This is a genomic window from Paenibacillus sp. GCM10027626, from assembly GCF_042676285.1.
Classification (GTDB): domain Bacteria; phylum Bacillota; class Bacilli; order Paenibacillales; family Paenibacillaceae; genus Paenibacillus_Z.
The window spans coordinates 164,671-189,455 of the sequence record NZ_JBHTHC010000007.1; the positions used below are offsets into that span (position 1 = coordinate 164,671).

The following is a 24,785-nucleotide window of genomic DNA, read 5'->3' on the forward strand; positions in this document are numbered from 1 at the left end:
AGATTAGCCTCCTTGTTCTAATAACCATTGAACACATTTCAAACTGGCACTTGATCCCCTGATCCCCTTATTGGGGGATATTGTTAGTACGTTAACATCCCCCCTTTTTTCTCACACCGAATGCCTTTCCTTATTTCAATTGATCCTCAGCATCTTTCTGAGACTGATCCGCAGCTTTCTTGATATCCTGTTTCGGGTCGAACACAAGTGTCTTCAATATCGTCCAGATGTCGATGATCTGGGAAGAATTTTTCTTGAACTCTGGAAGCGGCGACAAGTTGACTGATTGCTCGAGTTCATCGTAGAACGCCTTCATCTCGGGATAACGCGTAAAATAATCCGGCACCAGGTCTATCGCTTTTTTGTTAACCGGCAAAATGGCCATTTCCCTCATTTGGATCGCTTGGCCTTCCGGAGACGCAATAAATTTGACGAACGCTTCCGCTAGATCGGGATTCTTGCTATCCCGAAGCACCGAGTAGATCGGGTTGCCGATAATCGAATTCCCGGTTTTCCCAGCCTCCGGTACAGGCATTCTGGCGTAGCCGCAATCGCACTTATCGCCCTTGGCCCAATCGATTTGCCACGGACCGTCGATCTGGAACGCTACTTTTCCGCTATGCAATGCCGATAGGATTTGCCCTTCATCGGTCATCGCTGCGGCTCCCGGCGGTGATGTCAGCGACAGGTTGCGTTGAAACTCGTATACCTTCAACGCTTCCGGCGTATTAAATAACACATCTCCTTCAGACGTCCCGAAATCGCTGCCCAATTGCTGGAGCCAAGGATGGAAGCGGAACATGCTTCCCGTTCCCGGCGAGGGTTCAATCATAAAGCCGTAGTATTCTCCATTGCCCTTCTTGGTGATCTCTTCGGACATCTTCAGCAATTCATCCCAAGTCGTCGGAATATCCTTATCCGGGTCGTATCCCGCTTTTCTCAGCACATCCCGATTGTACTGAAGCGCGAATGTTCCCGACTTCAAAGGCAAGCCATACACTTCGCCATCCTTAGTTGCCGCTTTGAACGTACCCGAAATAATGTCATCCTTCATATCGTCAATGTTAAGGGCTTTAAATGCACCCAATCTAGTAAAATCGCCCACCTGCGATTCTCCCACGACAACATCGGGAGCTGTGCCGCCCAGAACCGCCCTCTGAACGTTCTGGGTCAATTCTTCGCCCCATCCATGATTTTCGAATTTCAGCTTCACGCCGGGATGTTCTTTCTCAAACGCGGCGATCAAATTATATGTAGCCGCCACTTGACCTTCTATCTTTTTGCCTTCCTTTTCTTTCTTTTCTTTATCCGCCTCAATCTCTTCACTCGAGTTCATGCCGCCGACCCATACGACAAGGGTAACATCCTTCTGTTCTTTCCCGCCTTCGGCAGTTTTGTCAGTCGCACCGGATGAGGCACTCGGTGAACCTGATTCATTAGAGGATGGGGACGAATTATTGCACGCGGTCAACAACAACCCGGCAAGCATAAAAAAAATCATCGTTATTTTCAATCTCTTCATGTCAAATGAAACCTCCCTATTATACAAGCTGTAATGATCCCCTCATGCCCTGTGCATATACTGTCCGATGATTCCGCTTCCAACCTTCCCTCTCCTGGCCTCACCTCCCCAATCGGTAGTCTCTATCCTTATCCTTTCAGCCCCGACATCGCCAGCCCTTGGACAATATGGCGCTGAACCAACAGATAGACCGTGATTGTCGGTAATACAATCATAAATGCAGCAGCAAATATCCCCGGGTAATCGCTTACGAAATTTTCTTGCAGTTTAATATTGCTCAGCAGTTTCGGCAATTTCGTCATGCCATAAGAAATCGTCGTTAAATTGCGGCCTGGATTGTCGGTATAGATCAAATTCGTCATGAAATCGTTCCATATGCCATTGAAATCGGTAATCAGAATCACAGCAAGTACCGGCTTCAACATAGGCGCGTAGATTTGAAAAATGATGCGGTACGTGCTTGCTCCGTCCATACGAGCCGATTCTTCATATTCGCCGGGAAGCGTGTCATACATTTGCTTGGTCAGGAACAACGACATGACGGAAACGAGACCGGGCAGGAGCAAGACCCCCCATGAATTCAACAGGCCGTGTCCACCGAAAAAAACATCATTACCGCCAGTCCAAGGCCATCTTGCATACATCACATAGGAAGGGATCATGGCTGTAATGGATGGAATCATCATCGTGGACAAGATGAAGTAGAAACACACTTTTCTGCCGACAAACGTTCCTTTGGCGAAAAAATAGCCGAGCACGACCGATGTCACGACCATGAAGACCAGATACCAGGTAATCCTGAACAACGTATTGCGAATCCAATAGGGGAAATCTTTATAGGTTACCATCTCTGCAAATTTGTAAAAATTCAAGTGAGATGGAATTGGTATCAAGCTTGAGGATCTTAAATACTCGAAGGGATCCATCATGGCGCCAAATAAAGCATACAGCAGCGGATACAGCATCATAAGCCCGCCTGCAAATAAGATCACATGCGCGGTTCCCCTGATCAAAGCGCTCTTTTGCATACGATCACCACCTAATAAATCGATTTGGATAACTTCAAGCTGACCATTGTACAAGCCATTACAATCAATAAAATAACGACGGATCCAACGCTCGCCATTCCCATCTGAAAGTTCACGAAGGCGTCCTTCCACAATTGGTAAACGATAACAGTCGTCGTACCTTTCGGTCCACCTTGCGTAATAAAATAAATGGGCTCGAAAACCTGAAACATTCCGTTGATCCCCATTACAAATACGAATGCCCACATTGGCTTCATCAGCGGTACGGTGATCGACACCATGCGCCGCCATCTCCCCGCTCCGTCTATCTTGGCTGCTTCGTACACGGACGGATCGACGGATTGAAGCCCCGCCAGGAACAGCAGCGCACCGCCTCCTATTCCTTTCCATTGGATGAAAATCGTAATCCAAAAGACCATCCAGAACGTGCTAAGTTGCCAATCGACCCGCTGCAAACCGATACTCAACAGAAAATTGTTTAGTGAACCATCCATCGGATTAAGGAAAACGATGACAATTTGCGACATGACGGCAAATGAAGTCACTACAGGAATATACCAAACCGTCCGATACGCGCTTTGTCCCCGAATTTTCAGGTTTAACAGCAGCGCCAGCAGGAAGGGGAGCGTCATCCCAAGAATCAGCCCGATGCCGCCGATATAAACCGTTTGCCACAAAATATTTAAATATTGGCTGGATGAAAAGAAGTTCACGAAATTTTTAAGTCCAACCCACTGCGGTAAGCCAATTATTCCATTCCATTCCGTAAAGCTAAGATAGATAACAAACATCACCGGTAAAAAAGAAAATATGAACATGTAGACCATGACAGGTCCTACCGAGGCCCATGCCTCGATATTTCGAATTCGACGTTGAGATGCTCCATATTTGGACTTTTGCACGATTGATTTCATAATTCCCCCCAAGATGTTTATTTAACATGTTATGTTTGAGTACTAAAGCCTCATTACATCTTACATGACATATCATGTATCTATAGTTACTCATTATAGAGCAAAATGTATGCGCTGTCACTTAAAAAATCAAAAAAAATTAAATCGATCAATCATAACATGTTATGTCATTCACTGTGGGCGGGCCAATGTATTTTTTCGGACCTTGGGGCTGCGGTTGATTCTCGAATGACGATATTCGTTTTTAGTATCACTTCATTGGATTCGGTCTGAAGGCCCCCCTCCCGCTCAATTAACATCCGCGCGGCCATCTCACCCATCTTGGTGAAGGATTGTTCCACTGTCGTTAAAGGAACATCCATATGATTGCTAAAGGGAAGGTTGTCGAAGCCGGTAATCGATAATTGAGACGGAATGCTGATGCCCATTTTCATCGCTGCTTTCATGAGAAACATAGCCGAGTAATCGTTATCGGCCACAATAGCGGTAGGCGGTTGCTCCAGCGACATTAAACGCTCTATCACCCGTGATGCCGCCAAAAAGTGCGGTTCCGGGTATTCCAATGGATTATTTTCGGCTGGATCGTCCGAGGAAATCAAGTCGCTGATCAGCAATTCGGGTTGGAGCGTAATGCCGGCATCGATTTGGGCCATGCAATACCCTCTGTATCGCATGAAAATCGAAGTAACCTCCCGTAATCTGGAACAGACAAAAGCAATATGGCGATGCCCCAATCCGATCAAATAAGAGACAATATCATAGCTCCCCTGAAAGTTATTAGAATAAACGTGAGGGGTGTGGAGTTCCTTGATCTCACGGTCGATCATGACAAAAGGAAATCCATCTATCAGCATATCGCCAAATAAATCAATATTATGTTCACTGGAGCACGGATAGATAATGATGCCTCTAACCTTGTCGGCCCTTAATTTTTGAATGATTTCCCGCTCACGATCAGGCTTGTACTCGGAGTTGTGAGTCGTAACATAGCCGCCGATTTTTTCAAATTCTTTTTCCGCGCCACGCAATATTTCATATCCGATTTGCTCGCTATAAGGAAGCACGACCGAGAAAATCTTCATCGAAGCGTCTTCAAGCGCGCCATTTGCCGAAGAGCCATCGATTCGAACATCGTTCTTGCTGTTTTCGGAGACGAAGCTTCCCTTTCCCTTCACCCGGTATATATGGCTGGAATGAGACAATTCATCCAGAGCCTTGATCACCGTTATTCTGCTCACGCCAAAAAAATCCATCAGTTCTTTTTCGGATGGCAGCTTGCTGTCCGGAACCAATTCTCCCCCTTCAATTAGCTGTATAAAATGATCGACAATACTTTGATATAATGGTTTCTTATCTGACATTTCAGGAAACACCACCCTAATATATTAAGACCATTATATACTTAAATGATATGATTGCAAATTGAAAGAACCGTCGGAGAACAGTACGTTCTCCAACGGTTCTGCACCAGTGCTATTCGGGACTCCTTTGTGCAAGCTTATGCAATAATAATATTCGGTGCGAGATTTAACGGAGAATTGCTGACTTGGCAACCTTCAAAGCGTGGTCCAAGATCAGCTTGCCATTTCTCTCCTTTCTCCTTCTTTAGTTCGTTTACTCCCGTTCTGACCTTCCATTCAGCATCTTGAACAATCTGCTTAAAATCACGGGTTTCATTATTTTTCTTGATCAACTCATTAATCCATTTAACACCAAATTTAACGTGGTTTTTCTCATCAACGATATCATAGTCATGTTCGAGTGCGGTAAGCAGATCGTTGTGCTCAATAGCCATTTTCGTCCATTGTTTTTTAGGTACGAACGAACAAGCCTCTCCAACCTGCGTCAAGGCTGCAATTCTTTCAAGTAGCGGTACTGAAGTATACGCTTTGTAATGTCCAACAGGAATTGGAACTTGATACGGGTCAACACCCATGGATCGCAGACGTGAAAACCCCATTTGCGAGTGTCGTGCTTCATCCCAGGCTTGGCGAATAAAATCTGCAAGATATTCAAACGGCATATGTTTACCGTCATAAACGATGTTTGCTACTAAATCGATAATTGGCAACTCTGTAAAATGAGTGTAGGAGTGGTGCGTCGGATGCTCTTCACTTTGATTCACAGAATCGTAAATTCGTTCAGCGCTTCTCCATACAAACCTGGGCTCCAGTTCCATCTCGGCAGGCACCGCATAATCCGGGTATTCCGTTTCTATGTTGACGTTTTCCTGTGAGCTGCCTCCATATAAATTCCCCAACCTTGCAATATGATCACGAATTTCAATTTCGAACTTGATAACTTCGCGTTCTTTGTCAGCCGAAATGCTTCCCGCTTCCACGAACTGTTTTCCCCAAGCAAGCTGCCTCTCCATCGCCGGGAGATGATCTTCGAAAACTTCCACCGACGGAGCGTCATTCAAACGAAGCGCATTCAGAATATAACTTCTGTAAGCCGCAACTTGCTCGACCTTCACAACGCGGTAAAATGCTGCGATAAACAAGTCGGCATCCGCCGCGCTCATCAGATGGCGAACCAAGTTCGTCCATGCTTCGTTTAATTGCTTCTCTGGTTGTGCGAGTCCGAAATCCTGAATTCTTTCTCTGAGCATGCGGCTTCGCTTTAAATCCTCATAGACATGTCGAACGAATTGACATTTGTCGAGATATCGCGGGATGCGAGGACAATAGCCAATCGTATGACGGATCAAATCGAATTCCAAAGAAAAAAACAACTTCAATTTTTTTAATGCTTCTTCAGAGCTAAAATAAGCAATCACTGGATCAAACTCCTTTACCACATGAGATATGAATTTCACCTTTAGTATAAGGTCAAGAATGTAAAGGAGCTTTACTGAATTTCATACAGTATTTCACGTTTTTCATCAGGATTTCAACTTGTCTGAGACTTGCATTTCATCAACATTGATTCGCCGCTTAAACGCTTGTGGCGACAATCCAAGTTGACGTTTAAAAAACATAGAAAAAGCTTGGACGGAGTCAAAATGCAACTTTTCAGAGATCGATGTAATGGATTCGCTGGACTGTATTAGCAACTGTTTTGCTCTTTCCACCCACACACCCCGGACATACTCTCCAAGTGCAACTCCCATTTGACTTTTAAACTCTCTGTCGAGATTCGACCTGCTCATGTTCACCCTCTTTGCGATCTTATCAATCTTCCCCATAAAATTCATGTCCATATGAACTAAATTTAGAACGTGCATCATCTCCGGTGTCAACGACTTCGTCTTCTCTTTAGTTAATCCATGATGTCTTTCATAAATTCGAAAAATGATCGTCAGCATCGCACTCATATAGGATCGAACCATAAGGTGTGCATACGCTGAGTCCGCTTCTATTTCATTCATAATGTTATCCAGAAACGGTCTTACAACTTCATCCGAATCGTTGGAAATCCGTTGTATACTCAGCTTATAATATTCTTTTTCCAACTCCGCCATCTGTTCGAACCGAAAACCAACCGCATAAACAAGAAATGGCGCATTGACCACAGCGCCTCCGCAATGTATCTCGCCAGGCTTGGTAACAAATATGTCTCCTTTTTTTACCGGAAACATCATACCTTCGAGGATGAACCAACCTTCCCCCTCACAGACATAACATAACTCGAAATGATCGTGAAATTGAGTTGGGGTATACCACTTTTCATACCAAAATTTGCTTATATACAAAAATCTATCATAATAAACTGGAAAAGGGAGTTCAAAACGTATCTCCTCAGGCCAGTAACAGGCCGTTTTGTTCCTCGGGCCTTCAAGCTTGATTACATCGTGCTTATCATATTTCGACTTCATGAGTTTGCTCCTTCCCAAGGAGATCTGCCCTGTCGTTCACGTTCAGCACCTTCATTTTACAATCGGAAACACGTATAAGAACAGCTGAAACGACACGCACAATCGTTAAAAACCCCCTCAAGGGGGTTTTGCGAAGATGTCGTTCCTTCTCGTTCACGCATTCACGAACGCGTTGCCGGCGTTATGTTCACTGGAGCACGGATAGATAATGCCTGCCATATCAAGCTCCACCACCCTAATATATTAAGATCATTATATACTAAATTTTTAAGATTGCAAAACAAAAAACCGTCTGAGAATGGTGCGTTCTCAGACGGTACTGCGCTAATGCTATTATGCGAAAAACAAAAAAAGCCTTATGTACTAAGGCTTTTTCGGGTTTGTAAGTATTGATGCGGTCCCGAAACCATTCCGCAACCACATGATTCGCAACGAAACTGCGGGGGCACTTCCGGACCTCCATCGTTCATTCGATCGTATTCTCTAACGACGCTTAGGTGGGTCTTTTCTTCCTCCTTACATAGCGACGAGATGCTGGCCAGGATACGGGTTATTGTAGTGGGCTTGTTCTTGCACATCTTTCAACGCGGCAACGGCAGCAAAATTCGTATGTCAAGCAGCAAAACATGCCCTCCTCTCGCCATTTTCCTCTTCCCCCTATTGGTGCATAAATTTTAAAGATCAGGTAAAAATAAAATTCGATTTATTTCCAAATCTATATGATTGGTGTGGAAATGAGTAATGATCAACACGAATGCCAAAATCGGCTTTTTGCAAATTTTCATGGTAATGATGCTATTTAACGGCTTGTTAAGTCATGTTATTGTTAATCCGATGCTGCTTGATGCCTCCGGACGGGATGCCTGGATATCCGTTTTACTCACCGCGGCGATTTATATTCCATGGTGTGTCATACTTATTTACATTATGCACAAATCTGGCGGACAGAAGCTGCAGCCCTGGCTCGCCGAACAAACGAATCCGCTCATTTCATGGATCCTTTTACTGCCAGTTGCCGTACATTTGTATTTAATCGGCGGAATGACCATTACGCAGACGACAATCTGGACCATCTCCAATTATTTGCCTGCAACACCCCAATCTCTTTTAATTCTCGTTTTAGTTGCCGTCTGCTTTTATGCGGCCATAGCAGGGCTCAACACAATTACAGTAGGAGCGGGCATTCTGCTGCCTGTCGTTGTTGTCCTCGGGTACCTAGTCTCTTTTGCCAATATGCCGCACAAAGATTGGATGCTGTTGAAGCCCTTTTTGGAAAACGGCTGGAAGCCCGCCATTAACGGCATGGTCTATGCCGGCGGCGCCTTTGTTGAAATTTTTTTGTTGCTGCTGCTTCAGCACCGGGTAAAAAAGAAAATAAAAGCATGGCAGATCATACTGCTCGGGCTGGTGCTTGTCTATATTACGCTTGGCCCGATTGTTGGCGCAATTACAGAATTCGGCCCCAGTGAAGCGGCTAAACAAATGGTATCGCCATACGAGCAATGGCGGCTTGTCAAGCTGGGCAACCATATTGAGCATGTCGATTTTTTATCGGTGTTTCAATGGCTTGCCGGAGCGACGGTGCGCATCAGTCTGGCTCAATTTTTATTGGCTGATCTGTTTCCTTTCCGTAAGCGGCATTCGCGAAATTGGTTTATTTTCGCAGTAAGCATAAGCTATATCGTTTTAGCGATCAGCTCTATTTATTTCAACTCTTTTTACTTAGGAATATTTGAGAAGTATCTGACAATCTCTTTGTTCGTCACTTTAATTTTGACTTTCGTTTGGTTCGTAATCGCCTGTTTAGCAAAGCCCGCTAGGAGGGAGCATAATGAGCGTTAAATCGTGCAATGAGGAATGGACAGAACAAAAGCTGCGCCAATTGTTCGAAAAGTCCAGCGACGTGCAAATACATATGTTTCATTCTCTGATGCTGCTTTACGCTGAGGGACTCTGCGATAGCTCGCAGCTGTCAAAAGTTATTTATCCTGAGTTAAATCGCATCTTTCAGGAAAATAAAGTCGAGTCTATTGTGTGCGAGCAATTGCTCGGCCCTTTACCCATCCATCGTTTCGAGCAAGAAACCGAAGAAGAGATTATTAAATCCGTGTTTCAAGGTGATCTAGTCATTTTATGTACGACCGAAAATGTTCTTTTTAAACTTCACATCAACAATCGGCCAGAGAGATCGCCGGAGGAGTCAAGCATAGAAATATCCATTAAAGGACCTAGGGATGGCTTTGTTGAAGACATAGCTATTAATGTTGCTTTGATTCGGAAAAGAATTCGCAGCACCTCCCTTTGCTGTGAACCGTTCCTGCTGGGCAAAAGAACCCAGACGAAAGTACGCTTGCTGTATATCGATGATATTTTGGCTCCCGCCATTTTGCAAGAGGTCCGTACACGATTAAATAACATTGATGTCGATGGGCTATTCAGTATAAATCAGCTTGAAGAAGCGCTTGGTGATATCAAGTATCCATTGTTTCCGCTGCTCGATTCTACCGGCAGACCGGACTTTGCCGTCAACAGCTTGCTGGCTGGGCGTTTTGTAATCATCATCGACGGCAACCCATTAGTGCTGGTCGGACCCGCTACGCTTGGGCTTATTTTAAAATCTCCTGAAGATATTCATTTCAGTTTCCAATATATTTCCTTTGCCCGGCTCATTCGCTTGTTCAGCTTTTGGTTTGCTATACTGCTTCCGGGGCTGTGGGTAGCTTTAACCGCCTTTCACCAGGATCAAATTCCTTTCCGGCTCATGGCGACCATGGCAGTATCGCGATTAGGGCTCCCATTACCGGCACAATTAGAAATGTTTGTGCTGCTGCTGCTCTTGGAAATATTCAGGGAAGCTGGCGTCCGTCTGCCCAGTTCCATCGGACAAACGCTTACCGTTATCGGCGCTCTGGTAATCGGCGATGCCGCGATTCGCAGCGGCTTCATCTCTCCTTCGGTCGTCGTAGTCGGTGCTATCACTGCCGTTATGGGGGTCACACTGGTTAACCAAACGCTAAGTACGATCGTCAGTGTACTCCGCTTCTCCATCTTCCTTCTTTCATCTATTCTGGGGATGTATGGGCTAATACTTGGTTTAATTTTGCTCCTCTTTTATATGGCGAGGCTCCGCTCCTTTGGCGTTGCTTATTTCGTGCCGCTATCCCCTCTCAACATTAAAGAATTACCATGGGCATACTTGCGGCTGCCATGGAGTTGGCTCAAATATCGTCCGGAATCCCTGAATCCGACTGATCCGGATCATAAAGGGGATGAAGAGCATTGAAAAAAGTTCTGTTTCTACTTGGGAACATGATGCTGCTCTTATCGCTGACTGCCTGCTGGAATTCAAAGGATTTGCAAAATATGGCCTATGTTACTGCATTAGGTCTGGATTACGAAGATGGAAAGTACGTTACCTATGTTCAAGTGTTAAATTTCACCAATGTCGCCAAAGGGGAAAAGACAGAGGTCGGAAAAAACGTCCCTACCTGGATCGGCAGAGGGGAAGGTGTCACCTTGACGGAATCCTTCAATTCCATCTATGCTACTGCTCAGCTGCGCGTATTTTGGGGGCATGTCAAAGCAATCGTAGCAACTGAACGTTTCTTGCGTAACGGCCAGCGCTTTACGGAAGCATACGATAAAATAAATCGTACTCGCGAAATCCGTTATAATGTGCTCGTTTATGGAACCAAAGAGTCCATGCGCGACGTTTTCAGTCAAAAATCGAATTTGAATATGTCTCCGCTCGAAACATTACTGGATACACCGAGGCAGGCATATTCCCAACGCTCACATATCTTGCCTAGATATGGATTCAAGCTGATCGCCCAATTCCGTGAACCTGAAGGAACGACTCTGGTGCCTTCAATTGCGCTTGACAAGCACGCTTGGACCGAAGATAAAACTCCGAAGTCAATGTTTAAAATTAATGGCGTGTACTTTTATCACAAGCGGCAGTATCAAGGCTGGCTGCCAGAACACGATATGGAAGGCTATCGCTGGGTGCAAGAGAGTTTAGAAGAGTCGCCGATCGATATCAAGAACAACAATTCACCTGCCGCTGCAATTTCCCTTCTGAAACCAAAAGCGCGGATTCAGGTTGTGCCCCAAAACGGAAACGCCGTTTTCAATCTTAAAGTGTCCATGCAAGCGTACGTCTCCGAGCTCGTCAGCGACTTGAGCAAAAAGGAAATTGAACGGCTAGCGGCGCAAGCTGTCGAGAAACAAATTAGAGCAACCTACGAAAAGGGGGTAACGATTAAAGCAGATATTTTCAATCTTAGCAACCGGCTGTATCGGGATCATCCCAAGCTATGGCGCGATTTGCATAAAAAAGAGGATTTTATTTTGGATAAGGCTTCTTTGAACCGGATTGTTGTGAAGGTCAATTTGAAACATACCGGCAAATACAAGCTTAGAGTGGAATGAATCAGTTGAAAAAGCGGACTGCACCTTGAAATCGATGCGCAGTCCGCTGACAGTTATTTTGCTGAATATCCTCCATCGACTGGCAGCTCTATCCCCTGTTTATAATTTACACAAATTTGAAAACAATTATAATAAACATAGGGCTAATTATTTTTTATGTTCAAGGAGCGTAGTACTTAATGGATCTATTAAAAACAATTTTACTAGAAAAAGATATTCCATTTGAAATTATCCATCACGAAAAACCGATACGCACTGCACAGGAAGGCGCAGACTACTTTGGGATTGAATTAGGCCAGACCGCACCCACTCTAATTGTCAAGGCAGATGAAGGATATTTTGCAATTATTATTTCTGGACAACGCAAGCGTGTAAATTTAGAAGAAACGGCAGAAATATTAGGATGCAGTCAATTGACAATGGCAAGCCCAAAGGAAGTGCGGCAAGTAACTGGCTATGCCATTGGCAGTGTCGCTTTAGCCGTTTCTTTGCCTTGCATCGTGGACAGAGCCCTTTACAGCTATCCATTTATTTATGGCGGTACGGGAGAAGCGGCGTCGACATTGAAAATTTCTCCAGATGCTTTAGAAAAGCTGAATCAAGTTGTCGCTTACTTGGATTAGACAACGCTTTTCGGCTTCCAGAGCGCCCCTAACTTGGGTTATTGCTGCGACCTTTTCCGGCCAATTGCGTATCATACCTATGACGATTGCCTATGGGAGGGGTATAGTTTGCAGCTGATCTTGCAACAAATTACGAAGCAATTTGACTCTAAGCAGGTGCTGCAAGGCGCCGAATTTACATTTGAACAGGGGAAAATTTATGGACTGCTGGGGCGCAATGGAGCAGGCAAAACGACTTTATTTAATTGCCTCAGCGGGGAAATGAGCATGGATAGCGGCCAAGCACTTCTTGTGGAGAATGGAAAAACACGGTCGATACATACCACAGACGTTGGCTACGTATATTCTTTGCCAATTTTGCCGGAGTTTCTGACAGGCTACGAGTTTGTAAAGTTTTTTATTGACATCAATCAGGAATTGCTGAAAATCGACAGGTCGGCAGACGAATATTTCGACCTGATGAGCATGTCCAGGGAGGATCGGCATAAGCTCATTAAAGGCTACTCGCACGGCATGAAAAACAAGCTGCAAATGCTGCTTTTTCTAATTACAAAGCCGCCGGTTATTTTGCTGGATGAGCCTTTGACCTCCTTTGATGTGATCGTTGCGCTGGAGATGAAAAATTTGCTGCGCGAGATGAAATCCGATCATATTCTTATTTTCTCTACCCATATTTTGCAGCTGGCGTCCGATCTTTGCGACGAACTGGTCGTACTGAACAAAGGACTGCTCTCCGCTGTTCCATCAGATCTGCTGCGCAGTGCGGACTTTGAGCAGAGCGTCATACATTTGCTGAAGGATGATAGCCATGCTGAGAACGCTTAGTACACTGCAGTCGATCAAAACATCAACGGCCATCAATCTTTTCATTTACTATTTGCAAAATCTGCCGCTGCTCAATAAAATCATTACCGATGGGCTTTATTCTAATATCGCTATGAAAAAGGCTTTAGCTGTCGTTGTTCGTATCATTAGTATCGTATGGAGATTTATGCTTAGGGTGCTTTACATCGGAGCAGGCATATATTTGCCGGTCGTTTCGCTTGGGGATTCATTGTTGAAAGAAGAGCAGCTGCAGCATTTTATTCATATCTTTTTTATGTTCAGCTTTGTTGTCGGTGCTGTAAGCAGCGCTGCCATACTTGAACCGAAGCGGGAAAAATATGTGGCGATCAAGCTGTTCCGGATCGAGCCTAACCGTTATATGAGAACAACACTTACGATGCGTTATATAGCATTTTTTGTATACCTGCTGCCGGTACTGCTCTTTTTCGGCCTGCGGCTTGAAGCTTCAGCCGCACAAATGACCGTACTAGCCGTTTCTGTTACGCTTTGGCGCATATTTAGCGAATATTTGCATCTGAAGCTGTTCGAAAAAACAGAAATTATTTTAATAAAGCAACTCGTATTGGTATGGCTTGTCATTGGCGGCGGATGCATTGCAGCGTATGCACCTCTCGTGCTTAAATGGCTCCCTGCTACCAGCCAGCTTCTACTCAGTTTGCCAGCCGTAATTATTTGTTGTGCAGTTGGTCTGTTGGCGGCGCTTCAGCTTATGCGCTATCCCAGCTATAGAAACGTTGTAGATGCGGCAACAAAGCGCGATGATCCGCTGCTAGACCTGGGGCGCATGGTGTCCGAGGCGCAAAAAACAAGTGTGTCCATGAAGGATAGCGACTATGCCGTGCAAACTGACAGAGCAGCAAACGACGCAAAAGTTCAAGCCAAGCAAGGCTATGCTTATTTGAATGCTTTATTTTTCGCCAGACACCGGAGTATCATCAGGCAGCCATTTATAAAGCGGCTTGCCATGATTGCAATAGTCGGCGCACTGGGCACGGCTGCAGCTCTCATTTTTGAGTCGAAGCTGGCCAACATGAACTTGGCCTTCCGACATCTGCTGCCCTATCTGTTTATTTCAATGTACTTTCTGACAATGGGAGAAAAGTTATGCAGGGCGATGTTTTACAACTGTGACATTAGCTTAATGCGTTACAGCTTCTACCGCGGCGCCGCTTATAAGCATTTTCGTATCCGGCTAGTCAAAATAGTGGAACAAAATCTAGTGTTAGCAGCTTTGCTATGCGCTGTACTGAGTATGATCGGAGCCGCGGCGGGCATAACGATATGGAGCCAGGACAGCCTATTCTTATGGATCAGCGTGTTCTCGCTGTCGCTGTTCTTCTCGGTCCACCACTTATTTCTTTATTATATTTTTCAACCTTACTCGACAGAGCTTCATGTGAGAAACCCGCTTTATCATTTTGTGAATTCTGCTGTTTCAGCGCTAAGCGGCTTATCAATCTTCCTTCGCGTTCAACCGTTTATCTATGCAATTATCGCTTTATCCCTGACGGTCTTTTACTTTATACTGGCGGGCTATCTGGTAAAAAAGCATGGGCCGCGGACTTTTTGCGTGAAATAATCCCGGCATAGACGTGCAGCTACGCCAAGCCGCCGGCGATTTGGCGTAGCTTGCTTCCCTGCTTCAAGCCTTGCAGGGCAAAAGCACATCAAACGTTGTCCCTTGGCCTATGACGCTGCTAATATTGATGCTCCCTTTATGGTCGTCAATGATTTTATAGCACATCATCAGTCCTAGCCCTGTCCCTTCATCCTTTGTAGTGAAGAAGGGCTCGCCAAGCCTTGGGAAAAATTGTTTGTCGATCCCGATACCCTGATCAATAAAGCGAATGAGAATATTGTCCTTTTGAATAGCGGATACGATACGGATAATCCCCCCAGCAGGCATTGCTTCAATCGCATTTTTCAAAATATTTACAAAAACCTGCTTGATCTCCATTTCGGAACTTTGTACTAAAGGGAATCCCTCTTCTATTTCAAGCTCAATCTGGATATTTTTCAGCGCTGCCTGAGCCTCCAATAAAGTGACCACGCTGTGCAAAATGCTTGCCATATTGTTTTTCTGGAAGTTGGAAGCGTGCGGCTTCGCTATAAGCAAAAACTCATTGACGATGGCGCTGATCCGCGCCACTTCGGATAACATGATGCCGCAATACTCTGAATTTTTATTAGAATCGGAACGCATCAATTGCAGAAAACCGCGCAGAGAGGTTAACGGATTGCGGATTTCATGTGCAAGCCCTGCCGCTAATTGGCCGACGACATTCAATTTGTCCGCTTTTCTATAAAAGTCCTCCGACCGCTTCCGCTCAGAGATATCCCGGGAAATACTGGTCATGGCGACAACAGTGCCACCCGCGTCCTTTATTGGCGATACGGTTAAACTCACATCGATCATTTCGCCATCCTTTCTTTGTTCCGTCGTTTCAAAGCTTAACACCCTCATTCCGTTTTGCAGCTGATCATATATTCTGTTAAGGCCGTTTCTGGAGACTAATGAACAGATAGGCACCGGTTTACCGATAAGTTCCTCCTCCAGCCAGCCATATATTTTTTCAAACGCCAAATTAACCCGGATGACCTTACCTGCTATATCTGTCACGCATATGCCGTCAACCGAGTTTTCAATTAACGATTCCAGTAATTCTTTCGTTGCCCTTAATTCCTCTTCGGCTTTCTTCCGTTCCGTAATATCCACGCAGGAGGCGATGACCTCGATCACTTTGCCAAATCGTTTAATGGGCCTTAATGAGGCCACATAAAAAACGCCTTCCAGCTCCCCTTCATAGATAATCCCTTCCTTTCCTTGCCATGCCTCGCTATAATACGATTCCTTGTATTCCGCCAGCTCTAGGGGAAGAAAATCCTTTAGCTCGCTTCCGACGACCACTTGTGAGGACAATCCAATTTTTGAAATTAATTGCCCGGCACAAAATGTATGAATAAACCGCCCCTTTACTTTCTTGAATTTGAAAGTCATGCCTTGCTGTTCCTGCAAAGTCTCTTCAAGCTCTTGATGCGGGAATTTCAGGATTTCATTTGGCGGTCTCTTCATCTATATAATCACTCCTCTATCGGTCATCGAATTCTAACAATACATTCGACGCAGCGCCCTCCCTTCCTTCCATATTCAAGTCATGAAGAAAATGACGCCTGCTGTACACAGGCGCCATTTTTTTCATTCATTTATCATCCTTTGCTTGGAGCGTCAACCGCGACCTGCTGCTGCAGCGCCGCGCATTCACGAAAAGCAAACTGCTTGCAGCCTGCACATCTCATGTAGTCCAAATGGGCTAACGAATAGTGTATCGCTTCGCCGGTATGCTCGAAGAAATGCTCTGCTCCGATAAGCTGCTCCAACCCATTCTTCCTTAAGTGCGCCCGCGGCTGCGGCTGAATGCCCGAAATAAGAACTGTTCCATCGTTCTTGCGAACATGCTCTAGAATACTGGTCAGCGCTGCTTCGCCTGTCGTATCAATGAATGGAACCTTTCCCATTCGCAGCAGCACAATTTTCGGCTTTAGATGGCTCATTTCCATCATTTCTTGCTCAAACCGGTTAGCCGCGCCAAAAAAGAGAGCTCCTTCAATCGTATAAATACTAACTTGCGGACAGTCATGATTTTCTTTGACCATATAGGCTTTAACTTTTTCATTTTTTGTTGCCGGATCAGGCAATACTTTGGAAACTACAAGTGTATCCCGCATTTGTTTTACAAAAACTATACCTGCAAGAATCAAGCCTGCCTCGACCGCGATCGTCAAATTCGTAAACACCGTAAGCAGGAATGTAGTCAACAAAACAAGTGAATCGCTTGTTTTTGCTTTTAAAATATGGACGAACTGTTTCCGCTCACTCATGTTCCAGGCCACAATCATCAGGATCGGCGCCATACTGGCCAAAGGGATAGAAGAAGCTAGCGGCGCAAGCAGCAGAAGAACGAGCAGCACAACGCCTGCATGAATCATTCCCGAAAAAGGCGTAGCAGCCCCATTTTTGATATTAGTAGCTGTGCGTGCAATTGCTCCAGTGGCAGGAATACCTCCGAAAAGCGGTGTAACGATATTGGCAATCCCTTGCCCGATAAGCTCCCGGTTGCTGTTATGTCTGCTGCCTGTCATCCCGTCTGCGACTACCGCCGACAGCAGCGACTCAATCCCGCCAAGCATGGCGATTACGAAGGCTGGTTGAATCAGCTGCGCGATCGAATCCCATGAAAGCGACGGAAAAGAAAAAGCGGGCAGCGTGTGAGGAATCGCTCCGAAGGTCGATCCGATCGTAGCAACCTTCCCGTCAAAGAAGACAATCGCTGCAACACTAGAAAAGATAAGTCCGATTAATGTGGCAGGAAGCTTCGGAAAAGCTTTCGTGCATGCCAGCGTGACGGCCAGACAGATTATAGCCGTTATGACGCTGTATATATTCCAGGTCGCCAGATGGCTGCCGATTTCTTTCATCGTGGAAAGAAAATCCTCATGGCTCTTCATCTGCTGCAGACCTAAAAAATTGGCAATTTGACTCGAAAATATAATAATCGCGATGCCGGATGTAAAGCCGACCGTAACGGGACGAGGTATATATTGAATCAGTGCGCCGAGCCTTAATATTCCCATCAAGACGAGAATAATCCCCGCCATCATTCCTGCAAGGAGCAGCTTTTCATATCCGTACTGCAGAACAATCCCTAACAAAATAGGTACAAAAGCGCCGGTGGGTCCCCCAATTTGGAACCTGGAGCCGCCAAACAATGAAATGAGGAAGCCTGCGACAATGATCGTATAAATGCCAAACTGCGGCTTAACGCCAGATGCAATTGCGAAAGACATCCCTAACGGTATGGCCACAACTCCGACGATTAAGCCTGCTGTGAGATCTCGTCTTAGCTGCTCGATATTGTACCCTTCAAATCTCCCGGACCATTTCATAGCAATCCCTTCATTTCATATATTTGATTATTTGAATATATGGATAATATATGCCCAATATTCCGCTTTTGTCAACAAGATTAAACTGAGAGGAAACGGTTGACGCCGTCAAATCAAAAAAGCTCTGAGGCTTCCCCAGAACTTTTTTCATATTTTTGGCATGAACTTACTCATTCCTCATATTTTCCAACAATGAGATCGCATCCACCAAATGATTATCGAATATCTGTTTCGCGACGGCCAGCAAATCCTTAATAAGCGGATCGCGCAAGGAATATATAACGGATGTACCGTCTTTTGTGCCATTGACAACATTCTTATTGCGAAGAACGGCTAACTGTTGTGATACGGCAGAGCCTTCACTTCCTAGAATGGCCTGAAGCTCGTTCACGTTCCGCTCCCCTTCGCACAGCACTTCAAGAATGCGAATACGCATAGGATGAGCCAATGCTTTAAAAAATTCTGCTTTAAATTGCTGGATTTCACGATTCATCTACGTATTCCCCTTAAGATTTGAATATACCAAATATAATACCATATTCAAGTTAGACATTGTAAAACAAAAATCAAAGGGTATAATATCTTTATATTCAAATAATTAAAGATATGTGGGAGGGAATCAGCAGACAGTGAACGATTTGCGCCTGACATCAAAACAAGAAGTTATCAAGGCAGGACTTAATGTGCTCTATAACATAGGAGCTGATCAGATCTGCAAGCCCTGCATCGCCAGCGGCGGCTCTTGCTGTATAGATTGCCGTTTTCTACAACCCGGTGTCGGGTGCCAGCAACGAAATACAAGCTGTACAGCTTGGCTATGCGGCTTTTTGAAATATATTTTCTTTGAATCCGGGCTGCTGCTGCAATGGGAATTGTTTTGGGATCAAGTGCCCGGACAAGATTATAGGGAGGATTATACGCCTGACCATTTTGACGTTATTACTTGGCTGGACTCGCCAAATATTCGTTTTTTGTCGAAAGCATTTGCACAGGACTTGACAGAGCTGCTGCAAAATAGAGATCTTTTCTGGCTGCTCGAATTAAAGGAACAGCTTGATCGCTATGTTGATCTATGGCTGGATTATACGGACCCTGAAATCAAGAGAGCAATCGAGAAAAAAATGAATGCCCTGACGAACGAATTCAGGCACTTTCATTCGGTAAAGGAGCAATGGAAGAGAGGCCTTATATAATATGGCCTCCATCGGCATTCGCGGCACCAATCCCTCCATTCACCCATATACTGCAATTATATTATGATGCGCTTTGGTGAGGGAGGGACAAGATGATCCAGATTAATGGTTTGGCAGCAAATCAAATTAATCAATCCGCGCTTTCAAGAGCAGAGCGAGCGATATTGCAAGCATTGCAGGAAAGTCCGATTGTTTATCATTACGATTCGCTGAATGCACTGCTATTTGAATTGAGGATGCGGAGCCATATTGTGGCAGCCGCCAGGAAGCTGTATCAAAGCAATGCCGGGTTTGCCACATTTAAAAACACCCGCGGCAATAACAACTACTGGACGCGGACAGAGCAAGGCGGTTTGCGGCAAAATGAAGGCGTGCTTACTTCGGATGCCATTAATGATATATTCGAAAATGGTGAGCTCTACGCCTTCGAGTGCGCTACTGCAATGGTCATTATATTTTATAAAGCATTCCTCGATACGGTCGGTCCAGATGTATTTAATGCCTACTTTCGTCATTTGCTCCTATATGACTGGCAATATGACAACAACCTGCGCCTGATTAGCGTGAATAATCACAATCAAGCCATCCCGGGCGACATTTTCTACTTTAAAAATCCTGAGCATGACCCGCAGACGCCTGAATGGCAAGGAGAGAATGCAATTATGCTGGCAGAAAACCAGTTTTTCGGGCATGGCATCGGGATCAAAACAGCGGAGCAAATGATCGAGGAGCTTAATAGCAGGCGAATACCGGGCAGTCAAGTATCCGCCTATTTAACCGACGAAGTCGTATATCCGGACTTTGAATATTTGCGCAGTCTCAGGCAGCCAATTATAGCTAGAATTGGTGCGCGCTTTATATATTTGCGGTAGTGAATACGCAAGTCTAATTATCTTGCGTTTTACTGGCGCAATCGAAGCATAGTAACGTTTTATCCTCCAGCACAACGCCGTCGAGAAATCCTTCGTGACAATAAACTTCTTTCTGCATTCCTTGCATTCGCCGACAAGCTCCCGCATCTATTCTCCTCCCCGAATTGACAAGCATGATATGTTGTATTGTAGCTTAATTGTATTAAATTATTAGCAAAAGCAGAAGCCATCTCAAGCAGCAATTTACTGTTGCTGCTTGGAGATGGCTTCTTATCAAATTTACCTATGATTGGTTCGTCTATAAATTGCACTGAGCACCAAAAGAAATACGGCATAAATCAAGCAAGTCATACCTACTATGCCCCAGTCGAGCCCGCCGCTCAGTTGATTGCCAATGACCGTCGTAGTGAGGATGAAGGGGATTTTGCCTACAAGCGTTGCAGCGGCGAATATCCAAATCGGCATATTTGTCATCGCGGCATAGATATTAACAACCTGGGCGGGAACTACTGGCAGCATCCGTGCAGCAGCCACAACAATAAAGGGATTGCGCTCGGAAAAGTTCGAGACATGCGCTATTCCTTTTACTCCGGCAAGCTTGCTCCGCTGCCCAGGTGTTGTCACATAACGTACGATGATGAACAACGTTACCGCTGCCGCGCTGGATAAGGCCAGATTGAGCAGGCCGCCAAGCACGATACCGAACTTAGCTCCCAGCAAGACAGCAATGATCCCATAAGGTATCGCCGGAACTAGAGCAATGATGAATGCCAGCAGAAGCAGTATCGAAATCTGTTGCAGAGATGATTCGGTTTGCAGCCATTCCAGCAGTGGTGAGCGGTAGTACAACAGGCCCCCTGCCAGCAATAAATAGATCGCGATGACAGCCCCTTTTTTCAAAACCGGCCTACGGCTCCTTCCGGCTGCTCTGAAGCTCCAGCAAAACCTTCAAAATCTGATAGTTGTCTCTCTCAATGATTTTCCAGCGGCACTTTCCTTGCTCGACAACAGGAGAAACGCCGCCAAGCGCGATTTGCTGCACCTGCAGCCAACCTCCGAGCGTGTCGATGTTGGAGTTGCCGTCGAACTGGATGCCGAATCTTTTTTCTAAATCAATTAACAATACACGCCCATCAATCACGTATTGCGTATCACTCTGTTTAATAATATCCGGCTGCTCGTCCTCATCGAATTCATCGCGGATTTCGCCGACGATCTCCTCCAAAATATCCTCCATCGTGATCAAGCCGGCTGTTCCGCCATATTCATCGATAATCAGCGCCATATGGACGCCGTTTCGCTGCATTTTGACCAACGCTTCCTGCAGCGGGGTCGCTTCCTGAATAATATCAATGTCATGAATATGCTCCTGCAGCTGGAACGAACGCCCCATAGCAATATTCGTAACCAATTCCTTGGCATTAATGAAGCCGATAATTTTATCTTTATCGCCATCCTCAGTAACGGGATAACGGGTATAATGATATTCATCGATCATGCGGAGCAGCTCATCCTTCTCCATGCTCTGATCCATCACGATCATACGTGTGCGCGGCACCATCACATCCTTGGCGACACGCTCATCGAAATCAAAAATATTTTGCATATAGGATAGCTCGTTTTGATTAATTTCGCCGCTCTTAAAGCTTTGCAGCATAATAATTTTCAGTTCCTCTTCTGAATGAGCCTGTTCATGGCCGGCAGGCTGAACGCCGAAAATCCGCAGAAAGACGCGTGCCGAACCGTTCAATGCCCAAATCAGCGGGAACAATATTTTCCCGAACATGACTAACGGGCGCGCTAACATCAAGGTCATACGTTCCGCATATTGGATCGCTAAAGTCTTCGGGGCAAGCTCCCCGACTACGACATGAAGAAAGGTCATAATCGAAAGGGAAAGTGCATACGAGATAAAAGTCGACCACGCCAGAGGGATGCCTAGTTGATCAAAAACAGGATGCAAAATTTTTTCTACAGTAGGCTCGCCGAGCGTACCTAAACCTAATGCTGTAACCGTTATTCCGAGCTGACAAGCAGACAAATAATAGTCCAAATCGGTGACGAGTGTTTTCGCCGCGATTGCTTTTTTGTTGCCTTCCGCAATGAGCTGGTCGATTCGTGATAAGCGCACTTTGACTACAGCAAATTCAGAACCAACAAAAAAAGCGGTCAAAATGATCAAGATTGCTACTAAAAATAAGTTCGTAATAATGGCTATGTCCAACTAGTTCCCTCCGAATGAGGGATTCACCTCCGCGTATTTTGAGTATAATAACACTACGGTATGATGAATAACATGGTTTCACATCTTCAATAAAAAAATAAAGATGCCTCTGTTTAAAATAAATAGAAGCATCTCGCTCATAATGGAAATGTCACTCGGCAGCAAGTCGCCTCCGCTCCCGCAGCTCGGCATTTTTTCTCGCCAGCTCCGAAATTTTCTGACTGCTGAGGAACCGCTCCATCTGCTGCTCTCCCTCGACAATAATCTGCTGAATCAAGCATTCACTGCCATGATTAAAGCTGCACTCAAAAATCGAGGCCGTGCCTTCTATCGCATGAATGACATCCAGAAAAGAAATTTCATCCTGGTTTCGCTTCAGCCGGTAACCGCCATTCGCACCGGAAACGGAGTGGATTAGTCCCGCCTTGACCAGCTTTGTAAGCATTTTGGAAAGATACGTCTGGGACACGCCCATCTTTTCGGCTAAAAGCTGCACGCTCACGGGCTTGTCCGGTGCCTCTTCCACAAGATACAGCATCGCATGGAGCGCATAATCGGTTGCCTGTGAATACTTCATACAACACCTCTATTATAGGTTTATTAACTCTATAATAACGTTTATATGAAATCGAAGCAAGTACAGTTTATGGCGCGAGCCCTGCCAATACCTGCTGCAGTGAATCAAGGGAGACGATACCGTTCAGCTTTTGTACAGGCTCGCCATTTTTAAACAAAATCGTCGTTGGAATACTCATAATTCTAAATTTGGATGCCGTTTCCGGGTTTTCATCCACATTCACTTTTACAATTTTTACAGCCACATTATGCTGCTGGTCAAATTCCTCCAAAATAGGGGCAAAAGCACGGCACGGACCGCACCAAGGCGCCCAAAAGTTGACTAAAGTAATGCCTTCCTGTTTTATTTCAGCCGCAAATGCAGCATCTGTAGTGTTGTAAATGGCCATTTTATTCATCCTCCATTGATCGTTTTATTCAAGATCGCTGATCTTGTATTTTTTTAAATGGTTCATCATACAGGCATCGATATCATTCGTCACTTGTTTAAGCGTGCGCCAAGTTTGGTGCGGCTCGCATGTAGATTTTTTATCACCTTTTAAAGCCTCATAAGCATCGGCCAATGATATGGAGGCGGCGTCCATTTTGAGCCTGTATCCGCCAACCCGCCCTTCCTTCGCCTCCACCAGCCCAAGCTTCAGCAATTGTGAAATGATTTTTCGCAAATAGACGGCATGAATTTGGAGAAGCTTCGCCATTTCTGAACTGCTCATAAATCCCTCTTTCTTGGCAAGCAAGGACAGAACGCTAAGCGTAGTACGAAATTTGTACGCCCCTGGCGAATTGTCGAGCATAACGCGGCTTCACTCCTTCCCCTTTATCCGATTAGCCAAAATCCTCATCGGCCAGCTCGCCATTGATGGCCATCGCAGCCTTTGTGCCAGAAGCCGCAGCGTAAACAATTTGTGAAGGCGCTATATAAGCCGTGTCGCCTGCGACATACATGCCTGGAATACTGCTCTGCCCCGCTCCATTTGCTGCAATGCGTCCATCTCCTGTCCTCTCATACCCTAACCGGTCGGCGAATGCCTGCTTCGCGATAAACTTGGGCTTAATAAAAGCTGCGCTGCGAATCGCCTTCGCGCCATCCGAAAATTCCACCTGTTCCAGCATCCCGTCAGTGCCGTGAAAAGCTTTTATCGTTTGTTCAATCACCGCAATTCCTTTTTGCGCAAATTGCCCTTTCTGCTCTGCGGACAGCAGCTCCAGGCCGCTCGTGCATACGAGCAAATCTTTGCTCCAGCTGTATAACAGCTTTGTCATATGAACGATGCTGGCACTGTCCTCTGCGACGATCAGCAACGGTTGATCTCTTTGCTCCCAGCCATCGCAATATGGGCAATTGAATACACTTTTACCATAGAAGCTGTAGAAACCCGCTATATCAGGAAAAACCTCCTTCAACCCGGAGGATAGCAACAGCTTCCGGGCTTGAATGTCGTAACCGGATTTCACAATGACGCTAAATTCGCCATTCGCTGTTTTTCGGATTTCAGTTACTTCGTCCTGGCGATGCTGAACCGAAGGATACCCGAGCACCTCCTCGTAAGCAAGCCGCCGAAATTCCGTTGGCGTGACGCCATCTCTCGTCAAAAAACCGTGCGAGGCATGCGTGACCGCATTCCTTGGCTCATTATTGTCAATCAAGATCACAGCCCGACCAGCCCGGCCAAGCACTAAAGCTGCACTTAAACCGGCAGGTCCGCCGCCAACAATTGCACAGTCATACCGCATTCTTTTCCCTCCTCTAAAAAGATTTTATAGACATTTTATATCTATAATTATGACAAAAAAT

The 24,785-nt window shown here is 45.4% G+C and carries 23 protein-coding genes; 8 read left to right on the forward strand and 15 right to left on the reverse strand.

What is annotated here, in order from left to right; genetic code table 11:
- Window positions 1-130: 130 nt before the first annotated feature.
- From ACFQ0N_RS15475 to ACFQ0N_RS15500, 6 genes are all read right to left on the reverse strand, one after another.
- Window positions 131-1,522, reverse strand: a complete 1,392-nt coding sequence (locus ACFQ0N_RS15475) for an extracellular solute-binding protein (RefSeq protein ID WP_379327606.1) — start codon at window positions 1,520-1,522, stop codon at window positions 131-133.
- Between the two features lie 128 nt (window positions 1,523-1,650).
- Entirely contained in the window at window positions 1,651-2,550 is a 900-nt protein-coding gene (locus ACFQ0N_RS15480) for a carbohydrate ABC transporter permease (protein WP_379327608.1), read from the reverse strand.
- Window positions 2,551-2,561: 11 nt separating this feature from the next.
- The gene (locus ACFQ0N_RS15485; RefSeq protein WP_379327610.1) at window positions 2,562-3,464 is read right to left on the reverse strand and encodes a carbohydrate ABC transporter permease; all 903 of its coding nucleotides are present in this window, start codon (window positions 3,462-3,464) and stop codon (window positions 2,562-2,564) included.
- Window positions 3,465-3,631: 167 nt separating this feature from the next.
- Window positions 3,632-4,825 (reverse strand): GntR family transcriptional regulator, encoded by a 1,194-nt coding sequence (locus ACFQ0N_RS15490; protein WP_379327612.1) that lies wholly within the window; start codon window positions 4,823-4,825, stop codon window positions 3,632-3,634.
- Window positions 4,826-4,962: 137 nt separating this feature from the next.
- Window positions 4,963-6,243, reverse strand: a complete 1,281-nt coding sequence (locus ACFQ0N_RS15495; RefSeq protein WP_379327614.1) for a DUF455 family protein — start codon at window positions 6,241-6,243, stop codon at window positions 4,963-4,965.
- A gap of 105 nt (window positions 6,244-6,348) precedes the next feature.
- The gene (locus tag ACFQ0N_RS15500) at window positions 6,349-7,281 is read right to left on the reverse strand and encodes an AraC family transcriptional regulator (protein WP_379327616.1); all 933 of its coding nucleotides are present in this window, start codon (window positions 7,279-7,281) and stop codon (window positions 6,349-6,351) included.
- 741 nt (window positions 7,282-8,022) lie between these two features.
- On the opposite strand from ACFQ0N_RS15500, the gene ACFQ0N_RS15505 reads away from it, so the two are divergent.
- The 6 genes from ACFQ0N_RS15505 to ACFQ0N_RS15530 all read left to right on the forward strand — a co-directional run bounded on the left by ACFQ0N_RS15505 (window position 8,023) and on the right by ACFQ0N_RS15530 (window position 14,760).
- The gene (locus tag ACFQ0N_RS15505; RefSeq protein WP_379327618.1) at window positions 8,023-9,123 is read left to right on the forward strand and encodes an endospore germination permease; all 1,101 of its coding nucleotides are present in this window, start codon (window positions 8,023-8,025) and stop codon (window positions 9,121-9,123) included.
- Entirely contained in the window at window positions 9,113-10,564 is a 1,452-nt protein-coding gene (locus ACFQ0N_RS15510) for a spore germination protein (RefSeq protein WP_379327620.1), read from the forward strand. The genes ACFQ0N_RS15505 and ACFQ0N_RS15510 overlap by 11 nt, the downstream gene beginning before the upstream one ends.
- Entirely contained in the window at window positions 10,561-11,712 is a 1,152-nt protein-coding gene (locus ACFQ0N_RS15515; protein ID WP_379327622.1) for a Ger(x)C family spore germination protein, read from the forward strand. Before ACFQ0N_RS15510 ends, ACFQ0N_RS15515 begins: the two co-directional genes overlap by 4 nt.
- A gap of 179 nt (window positions 11,713-11,891) precedes the next feature.
- Window positions 11,892-12,335, forward strand: coding sequence for an aminoacyl-tRNA deacylase (locus ACFQ0N_RS15520; RefSeq protein ID WP_379327624.1), 444 nt, complete (start codon window positions 11,892-11,894; stop codon window positions 12,333-12,335).
- Between the two features lie 108 nt (window positions 12,336-12,443).
- Window positions 12,444-13,160, forward strand: coding sequence for an ABC transporter ATP-binding protein (locus ACFQ0N_RS15525; RefSeq protein ID WP_379327626.1), 717 nt, complete (start codon window positions 12,444-12,446; stop codon window positions 13,158-13,160).
- Window positions 13,144-14,760, forward strand: coding sequence for a hypothetical protein (locus ACFQ0N_RS15530; RefSeq protein ID WP_379327628.1), 1,617 nt, complete (start codon window positions 13,144-13,146; stop codon window positions 14,758-14,760). Before ACFQ0N_RS15525 ends, ACFQ0N_RS15530 begins: the two co-directional genes overlap by 17 nt.
- Before the next feature lie 63 nt (window positions 14,761-14,823).
- Here the strand turns inward: ACFQ0N_RS15530 and ACFQ0N_RS15535 are convergent, their stop codons facing one another.
- The 3 genes from ACFQ0N_RS15535 to ACFQ0N_RS15545 form a co-directional block, all read right to left on the reverse strand.
- Window positions 14,824-16,254, reverse strand: coding sequence for a PAS domain S-box protein (locus tag ACFQ0N_RS15535; RefSeq protein WP_379327630.1), 1,431 nt, complete (start codon window positions 16,252-16,254; stop codon window positions 14,824-14,826).
- 134 nt (window positions 16,255-16,388) lie between these two features.
- A complete protein-coding gene (locus tag ACFQ0N_RS15540; RefSeq protein WP_379327632.1) occupies window positions 16,389-18,125 on the reverse strand; it encodes a SulP family inorganic anion transporter in 1,737 nt (578 codons plus the stop codon).
- A gap of 166 nt (window positions 18,126-18,291) precedes the next feature.
- Window positions 18,292-18,618 (reverse strand): ArsR/SmtB family transcription factor, encoded by a 327-nt coding sequence (locus tag ACFQ0N_RS15545; RefSeq protein WP_379327634.1) that lies wholly within the window; start codon window positions 18,616-18,618, stop codon window positions 18,292-18,294.
- Window positions 18,619-18,754: 136 nt separating this feature from the next.
- Here ACFQ0N_RS15545 and ACFQ0N_RS15550 point away from each other — a divergent pair, with 136 nt between their 5' ends.
- Window positions 18,755-19,318: a hypothetical protein gene (locus ACFQ0N_RS15550; RefSeq protein ID WP_379327636.1), complete on the forward strand. Its 564-nt coding sequence runs from the start codon at window positions 18,755-18,757 to the stop codon at window positions 19,316-19,318.
- A 92-nt stretch (window positions 19,319-19,410) separates the two neighbouring features.
- Entirely contained in the window at window positions 19,411-20,190 is a 780-nt protein-coding gene (locus tag ACFQ0N_RS15555; RefSeq protein ID WP_379327638.1) for a protein-glutamine gamma-glutamyltransferase, read from the forward strand.
- A gap of 279 nt (window positions 20,191-20,469) precedes the next feature.
- On the opposite strand, the gene ACFQ0N_RS15560 is transcribed toward ACFQ0N_RS15555, so the two are convergent.
- From ACFQ0N_RS15560 to ACFQ0N_RS15585, 6 genes are all read right to left on the reverse strand, one after another.
- Window positions 20,470-21,090 (reverse strand): TVP38/TMEM64 family protein, encoded by a 621-nt coding sequence (locus ACFQ0N_RS15560; RefSeq protein WP_379327640.1) that lies wholly within the window; start codon window positions 21,088-21,090, stop codon window positions 20,470-20,472.
- Window positions 21,091-21,097: 7 nt separating this feature from the next.
- Window positions 21,098-22,414, reverse strand: coding sequence for a hemolysin family protein (locus ACFQ0N_RS15565; protein ID WP_379327642.1), 1,317 nt, complete (start codon window positions 22,412-22,414; stop codon window positions 21,098-21,100).
- A 151-nt stretch (window positions 22,415-22,565) separates the two neighbouring features.
- On the reverse strand, window positions 22,566-22,991 hold the full coding sequence (locus ACFQ0N_RS15570; RefSeq protein WP_379327644.1) for an Rrf2 family transcriptional regulator: 426 nt from the start codon (window positions 22,989-22,991) through the stop codon (window positions 22,566-22,568).
- A 67-nt stretch (window positions 22,992-23,058) separates the two neighbouring features.
- Window positions 23,059-23,379: a thioredoxin gene (gene trxA / locus ACFQ0N_RS15575; RefSeq protein WP_379327646.1), complete on the reverse strand. Its 321-nt coding sequence runs from the start codon at window positions 23,377-23,379 to the stop codon at window positions 23,059-23,061.
- Window positions 23,380-23,403: 24 nt separating this feature from the next.
- Complete coding sequence (locus tag ACFQ0N_RS15580; RefSeq protein ID WP_379327648.1) at window positions 23,404-23,784, reverse strand: RrF2 family transcriptional regulator; 381 nt, start codon at window positions 23,782-23,784, stop codon at window positions 23,404-23,406.
- Window positions 23,785-23,815: 31 nt separating this feature from the next.
- Window positions 23,816-24,724, reverse strand: a complete 909-nt coding sequence (locus tag ACFQ0N_RS15585) for an NAD(P)/FAD-dependent oxidoreductase (RefSeq protein WP_379327650.1) — start codon at window positions 24,722-24,724, stop codon at window positions 23,816-23,818.
- Window positions 24,725-24,785: the final 61 nt, after the last annotated feature.